The sequence below is a fragment of the Halovenus carboxidivorans genome (assembly GCF_009831575.1).
Lineage (GTDB): Archaea > Halobacteriota > Halobacteria > Halobacteriales > Haloarculaceae > Halovenus > Halovenus carboxidivorans.
In genome coordinates this window covers 131,983-138,659 of record NZ_WUUT01000007.1, presented here as the reverse complement: position 1 = coordinate 138,659, position 6,677 = coordinate 131,983, and the positions used below count along the sequence as shown (strand labels likewise).

General features: G+C 56.8%; 8 protein-coding genes. 5 read left to right on the top strand and 3 right to left on the bottom strand.

All coding sequences use genetic code 11. The features are described from left to right. The first annotated feature begins 905 nt into the window (after positions 1–905). The 4 genes from GRX03_RS15690 (at position 906) to GRX03_RS15675 (ending at position 3,629) form a co-directional block, all read left to right on the top strand. Complete coding sequence (locus tag GRX03_RS15690; protein ID WP_368278573.1) at positions 906–1,769, top strand: SDR family oxidoreductase; 864 nt, start codon at positions 906–908, stop codon at positions 1,767–1,769. A gap of 19 nt (positions 1,770–1,788) precedes the next feature. Next, positions 1,789–2,766 carry a patatin-like phospholipase family protein gene (locus GRX03_RS15685; protein ID WP_159765275.1) on the top strand — a complete coding sequence of 326 codons (978 nt, stop codon included), beginning with the start codon at positions 1,789–1,791 and terminating at the stop codon, positions 2,764–2,766. A 174-nt stretch (positions 2,767–2,940) separates the two neighbouring features. Further along, positions 2,941–3,198: a VapB-type antitoxin gene (locus GRX03_RS15680; RefSeq protein ID WP_159765273.1), complete on the top strand. Its 258-nt coding sequence runs from the start codon at positions 2,941–2,943 to the stop codon at positions 3,196–3,198. After that, positions 3,198–3,629, top strand: a complete 432-nt coding sequence (locus GRX03_RS15675; RefSeq protein ID WP_159765271.1) for a type II toxin-antitoxin system VapC family toxin — start codon at positions 3,198–3,200, stop codon at positions 3,627–3,629. Before GRX03_RS15680 ends, GRX03_RS15675 begins: the two co-directional genes overlap by 1 nt. Before the next feature lie 54 nt (positions 3,630–3,683). Here the strand turns inward: GRX03_RS15675 and GRX03_RS15670 are convergent, their stop codons facing one another. The 3 genes from GRX03_RS15670 to GRX03_RS15660 all read right to left on the bottom strand — a co-directional run bounded on the left by GRX03_RS15670 (position 3,684) and on the right by GRX03_RS15660 (position 5,891). Then, positions 3,684–4,088, bottom strand: a complete 405-nt coding sequence (locus GRX03_RS15670) for a hypothetical protein (protein ID WP_159765269.1) — start codon at positions 4,086–4,088, stop codon at positions 3,684–3,686. Then, positions 4,085–4,954 (bottom strand): ParA family protein, encoded by an 870-nt coding sequence (locus GRX03_RS15665; RefSeq protein ID WP_159765267.1) that lies wholly within the window; start codon positions 4,952–4,954, stop codon positions 4,085–4,087. The genes GRX03_RS15670 and GRX03_RS15665 overlap by 4 nt, the downstream gene beginning before the upstream one ends. A gap of 286 nt (positions 4,955–5,240) precedes the next feature. Next, positions 5,241–5,891 (bottom strand): hypothetical protein, encoded by a 651-nt coding sequence (locus GRX03_RS15660; protein WP_159765265.1) that lies wholly within the window; start codon positions 5,889–5,891, stop codon positions 5,241–5,243. Between the two features lie 153 nt (positions 5,892–6,044). Between GRX03_RS15660 and GRX03_RS15655 the strand changes: the two genes are divergently transcribed. Then, positions 6,045–6,632, top strand: a complete 588-nt coding sequence (locus GRX03_RS15655; RefSeq protein ID WP_201289264.1) for an acyltransferase — start codon at positions 6,045–6,047, stop codon at positions 6,630–6,632. Positions 6,633–6,677 lie beyond the last annotated feature (45 nt).

Sequence of the window (6,677 nt, the reverse complement as noted above, 5' to 3'; positions counted from 1 at the left end):
CTTTATCCTTCCCCCGAGACACACACACCACGTTTCCGGTGAAACGGGGAAAAGCACGTCTTCTACTCCAGGAGAAACGGGGGTTTGGCAGGGGTGTATTTATACTAGAGAACCGGGGGAGGAGTTCACAACTTTTTCAGAGGAAATCCGGTTGGAAACGGTCTGATTAGAGCGTACAGTGCCGATACCGAAGAGCGTGATGAGTTGTTTGTACCGTGAGTGTCTCCAGAGATCAGTCAGAATAGAGTGCTGTCTGTTAAAAATGCGTATATAAGTGGAATAAAAAAGGACTACATAAATCATATTGTGAAATGATGATGCTGTAGTGACAAGTACACGGCTTAGATGTGAACTTGGATGTGAAAAGAGAGAGTCTGATCGGGCCAAAAGCATAGGACGAAGAGAGAAAGGTAGGGAGAGCGAGAAGTGAGAAAGGGACAGAGAGGAGTTCTAAAGGGAGAAGAAGAGCTGAGTAGGAAGCAGGAGAAGAGATGCGAGTTTCCTCTGCACACACTGTTCAACGATGTCCACGTATTATCACCATATCAATCTAGTGCTAGTCTACGTTAGTCTAGTAGTAAACGAACTAAGCTAACTGGAAATAGCCAGGACATTGGTTTACATTCATTTCTTTATATGTGGTTGTCAACAGAACCAATCAGATTTCTATCTCGCGTTGCCAGGATTCTCCGTTTCACCGGAAACGTGGTGTGTGTGTCTCGGGACTCCCCACCTCCCACTTTCCTCGCCCGCAGTGATGATGCCGATTCCGGGTACCACCGTCTGCTCCTCTATCTCGACGCGGCCACCACCCACCAAAGATACCGGATCTGGAACTCATCCTACTACGTATCGTTCGTGTCACTAACTCACTGTTAAGACGGTCGGCGGCATACGGTCTACGCGTGACGGACGATAATTTCGATCTGACCCCTCCGGAGCTTCGTCGCGACGACCTGCTCGTCGTCGATGATTCGCGGTTTACCGAGGAGAATATCGCACTCGTGACCGGCGCGGCTTCGGGTATCGGACAGGCAACGGCGGTAGCTCTCGCGGTGAACGGCCTCACTGTCGTCGGTGCCGACATCGACGAAACAGGGCTCGAAGAGACTCGGGACATCGCCGACGATCTCGGTGCGGACGGCACCGTCGAAGCCGTCGAGACGGACCTCACTAACGACGACGATATCGGGGCAGTTGTCGAGACGGCAGCGGAGTACGGAACCCTCCGATACGTCGCGAACATCGCCGGAATGCAACACATCGACTCTATCGCCGAGTTCCCGATGGAGAAGTACGACCTTCTCCAGGACATCATGGTCCGAGCGCCGTTTCTCACCGCGCAGAAAGCGATTCCCCACATCGAGGAGACTGACGACGGCGTCGGAGCCATCGCGAACATGTCCTCGGTCCACGGTCACTACGCGACCGAGCGCAAGGCGGCGTACATCACCGCAAAGCACGCGATCACCGGTCTCACACGAGCCATCGCGGCCGAGGGAGGCGGGACGTTGCGAGGCTTCTCGGTTTCGGTCGGATACGTTCTGACGCCGCTGATGATCAATCAGATCGAAGACACCGCCGAACAGCGCGGTATCTCGAAACGCGAAGTCATCGAGGACGTGATGCTCGGCCAAGCGAGGACGAAGGAGATGATGACTCCCGCCGAAGTCGCGAACCTGTTCACTTTCGGGTTCTCTCGGCACGGCAAACACCTCAACGGGGCGGACATGCTCTGGGACGGCGGGTACACGCACACGTACCAATGACAGTTGCCGAGGCATATCGATGACCGAGCAGACGAACGTCGCAATCGCCTGCCAGGGTGGCGGCAGTCACACCGCCTTCACTGCTGGCGTACTCGAACACCTCTTCGAGAACTGGGACGATCAGTACGAACTCGTCGGGATCAGCGGCACCTCCGGCGGCGCGTTCAACGCCCTCGCGGCGTGGTACGGACTCGTGACCGGCGACGAGGACGACGCTGCGGAAGTCGTGACCGATATCTGGGCGGACATCGCTGCTGACGGCTACGCCGAGCGCACGACGAACAGTTGGCTGAAAACCCTCAGCCGACTCCAGAGCGCCGGGATGCCGTTCCCGCAGGTCAGTCCGTACCAGACGCTCGGTTCGGAACTCGGCAAGAAACGAATCAGAGAGATCCTCGAAGCGCACGTCGATTTCGACGCAATTCCCGAGCACTGCCTGCCCGACGAGCCGGAACTCGTCGTCGGCACGGTCAATATCAACGCTGGGGTATTCGAGACGTTCACCAACGAGGACGTCACGGTCAAGGCCGTCCTGGCCTCCGCCGCCGTCCCGAATCTCTTCGAGGCAGTCGAAATAAACGGACATTTCCACTGGGACGGGCTGTTCTCACAGAACCCGCCGATCAACGACCTCATGCACCAACCCCCCGAGCGGAAGCCAGACGAACTCTGGATCATCCAGATCAACCCACAGGAACTGGACGAGGAGCCCCAGACGCTCGATGCAATCGCCGACCGCCGCAACGAACTGTCCGGAAACATATCACTCAACCAGGAATTGCGCTTCATCGAGCGGGTCAACGAGTGGGTCGAGACAGGAAAGCTTCCGGCCGCAGAGTTCTCTCAGACAGATATCTGTCGCATCGGGATGGACCGGCGGTACCACTGTTCGACGAAACTCGACCGCGATCCGGAGTTCATCGAAGAGCTGATCGAACTCGGTCGCCAGCGGGCAGAGCAGTTTCTCGATGAACGAACCGACGCGTCGACGAAGTAGTCGCCTCACCACCCCCCCTGACCGACTCACCACCGAGTCGATTGCTGCTCGTCCATCAACTTGGACTATCCCCTCGCGTTCACCAATCAGTCGACAGTACCATGCTCTCGTTATATGAGAAGAGCCGCGTCGGCCACCGTACTATTTATAACTTAGTAATACAAATAATACATCATGGCGACCGTCAGTCTCCGAGTGCCCGATGAGTTAAAAGAGAAGATGGACGATCACCCCGAAATCAACTGGAGTGCTGTAATCAGAGCCAACATTGAAGAGGAGATTGAACAGTTAGAGTCACGTAGCGTTGCTCACGCGGTGGCCACGAGCGAGCGACTAAGCAGTGGGATCGACGAAGCGGAAGTCAAGGACAGAAATACAGCGGAGACCATCCGTGAGTGGCGGGACAAGCGTCATGGGGCTGATTCCGACTGATGTCCAAGATTGTGGTTGATACGAGTGTCGTCGTCAAGTGGTATATCCCTGAACGGCATCACGAACACGCTCGTGCACTCCGTGATGCGTATTTGGACGGGGAGTGTGACCTGGCTGCCCCGGCTCTCATGCCATTTGAAGCGGTGAACGCGCTCAGATACAGTGGTCACTACGAGGGAGAGCGTCTCGAAGCAGCCTCGCAATCCCTCTCGGAATACGGGATTGAGCTCGTTCCCTTCGCCAAAGTTGGACCTGTTGCAAAAATTGCAACTGATCTCGATATCACGCTTTACGATGCTGCATACATCGCCCTCGCTCAGAAGCTCGACACAACCGCATACACTGCTGATGAGAACTTACTCGACGACCTCGACGAAGACTACCGCAATCTGGCCGAACACATCGGAGCGTATTCCGAAGAAGGCGTGTAGTCTCGAGCTCGCTCCGTCATACGAAATCGTGCCACTCTCTACTGGAATCGCTCCTCAGTCGAGGTCGTACCCCCATTCGCGCAGTACCGACCCGACTTCATCGAGGTGCTGTAACCCGACGAGATACGCTGCTTCCCGCAGATCGGCCTTGTTGACTGTCTCGTCGATCGGAACTTCGGTGCGAGCCTCGCGCTCTCTCGTCAGCGTCGATTCCTGGAGGTGTAGCTGCACGGTCTTCGCACGACCGTCCGTGATACTGTTGCGGCTGTAGATCCAGGGAAGCCCCTCCCTTCTCGCCTCGCTGGTCTGTTCCGTCGAGGACTCGATATCCGACGACTCCTCTTCGGCAGGCGTGCTCTGTGCTCTGCCTGTCGCTCGCTCGCGTTGTGATTCCTCGGTCGTCTCGTCGTCAGCGGCCAGGGGATCGTCGTCGCTGGCTCCAGATTTGAACCCGGTCATGCTATCTCCTCCAGTGCACCGGGTTCGGGGGGATGTGGCGCTGTAACCCCGGCTTCCTCCTCGAAAAACCGAGCTAGACGGTCGAACTGCGCCAGCGTCTCGACCTCGTAATCGCGTCGCCGCGAGCGGTGCTCGCGAACGTACTTGAACGCGGAACACTGCTGTTTCCAGCACCCCTCCATCAGCGATGTCCGATCTCCGATCACCTCCGGTGTCGGGAACTCGATCTGTTCGACCATCTCGCGCTGATCGCTGGTGTTTTTCACGCCCATCGGGACCGCTCCGAGCACCCCAACGTCGATACTCAACTGCTCGGCGAAGTTGCTCGCCAGGTTCGCCAGCCCTTCGATCGACGCCTGACCCTTCCACGACGGTTCGACCGGGATCACTAGATTTCGCGTCGCGTAGATCGCATTGTACAGGTGATCCGACTCGGTCGCCGGCGGATCGCAGATCAACACGTCGTATTTTTCGCTCACGTTGCCATCCCGCAACACACGCTGCAGTTGCGCGTAGAGATTGTACGCGTCCCCGAGGTCCTCCGCTTTGCTCTGCTCCCGACTCAGATGTGAGGACAGATCCGCGAGCATGTTGTGCTCCGGGACGATATCGACACCCTCCGACGACCGTACGAGCCCGTCGAAGGAGCCTTTGGGGCTGTTCACCATGTGCCTGACGAGATTATCCGCATTGCTGTCCGCTCGATCCTCGTCGACGCCCATCAGCCGCGACAGGTCTCCGTCCTGGGGATCGAGTGGGACAACGAGTGGATCGAGCCCCGCTCGTGCGTGCGCCACAGCGAGGTTGGCTGCCAGGGACGTCTTCCCGACACCCCCTGCTTCGCTGTAAATCGTATACGATAGCATACCAATGTCTCCGTGTTAGTTCCATAAGTAAGTACGTCAGACAACTTTGACATGTGTCTTTCCTCAGTGTCTTATATACGTCTCTAAGATATCTATCTTATATCTGTGTCTTAGATAAGTGTCTTAGGTAGATGCCTCGGATAACAGTGTAATACAGGAAATACACCTATGTGTCTAATCTAACCATCTGCTGGCGCAGTAGCGGTCGTTCAAAATCGGATCGACGGTCGACTCCTCTGGCCGACGGTCGGCTGCAACCCTCGATCGAAACCGCGAATCAGGCAATTCAGAGGTTATACGGATCGAAATCTGGCCGCGTGTCCCTCATAAGAGGACAGTCATACGCCTCCCTGAAGCGATCAGGAAGTTCGCCAGCCTCGTGGGTGAACAGCAGCACAACCCCGTACGGATGCGAATACGTGCCCGATTCCGGGGGATCGGGATCGAGAAATAGCGCTTCAGCCGCTGGCTTCTCGACTCCCGGGATCGAAGACAGCTGATCCTCCAGCGGCAGTAGACCGGCCAGTACGTTCGGGACGAACGCACCGCTCGGGAGCGGCTCCCTCGGCTGGACGCAACAGGCCCCGACTCGGTTACTGTCCTCCGTCAGGACGGCACAACGCGGCGTCGAGAGCTCGGGTTCCCAGAGGTCGACAGCTACCTCCGGAGGGTCGACGTCGACGGCGAAGTCCATCGTCACCCCACCCACTCTCTCGACGTCGACCAGCCGCCAGGGTTCGTCGTCCGCCTCCGGATCTCCCGCCAGTGTTGCCTCGACGAGATCGCCGGTGTCCAGTTCGTCGACAGTCGATTGCAGACCGCCGTATCCCGACTCGTAGACGGTGTACAGTGTCGGATCTCCGACACCCTGGAGATTGATGTGCGGCACAGATTCGACGACTCGGTAGACGCGAAACTGCCCTGACCGTTCGACCATACCAGTATCAGGTGTCCCACGCGCCTGTACTCGTCGGTTTGTCGGACCAGGACGGTTTAACCACGAGAAAACGGCGTGATGGACTAATCACTCTTTCCTGAATCTTTATGTGGACAATACTTTTGCCTCGGACGTACGTCGTGTCTCATTTAAATGCCGGGGGTCTTGACACGGCTCGTATCATTCCTCAAAGTCGACAGTTTACTCGTACAGGTGTTCGGAGTCAAAGAACAGTATCTGGATCGGTACTACGTGTGGGCGAAGAACCGCTACTACCGACGACAGATCGAAGAGACTGCGGAACAGGTCGGCCCCGGACTCCAACTCATGTTCGACAACGAAAAGACGGTGAACTCGAAGACGGTACTCGGGGACAACGTCCATCTTATCGGTATCCAGGTTCGTGGTGAGGGCCGAGTTACGATCGGGGATAATTTCCACGCGGGATCGGGGTGTGAGATAATCACGGAGAATCACAACTACGACGACGGAGAAGCGATCCCGTACGACGATACGTTCGTCACGGAGAGTGTCGAGATCGGAGACAACGTCTGGCTAGGTATCGATGTCACTGTGCTCCCTGGGGTCTCGATCGGAGAAGGCGCAATCATCCAGGCGGGATCGGTCGTCACGCAGGATATCCCGAAAGGGGCGATCGCTGGGGGACACCCGGCAGAAGTGTTCGAACACCGGGATATGGACCACTACGAAACGCTCAAAGCCGAGGGTAAATTTCACTAACCGTTGAACTCGTACCTCTCATCACTCAGTAGACACTCCTGACTG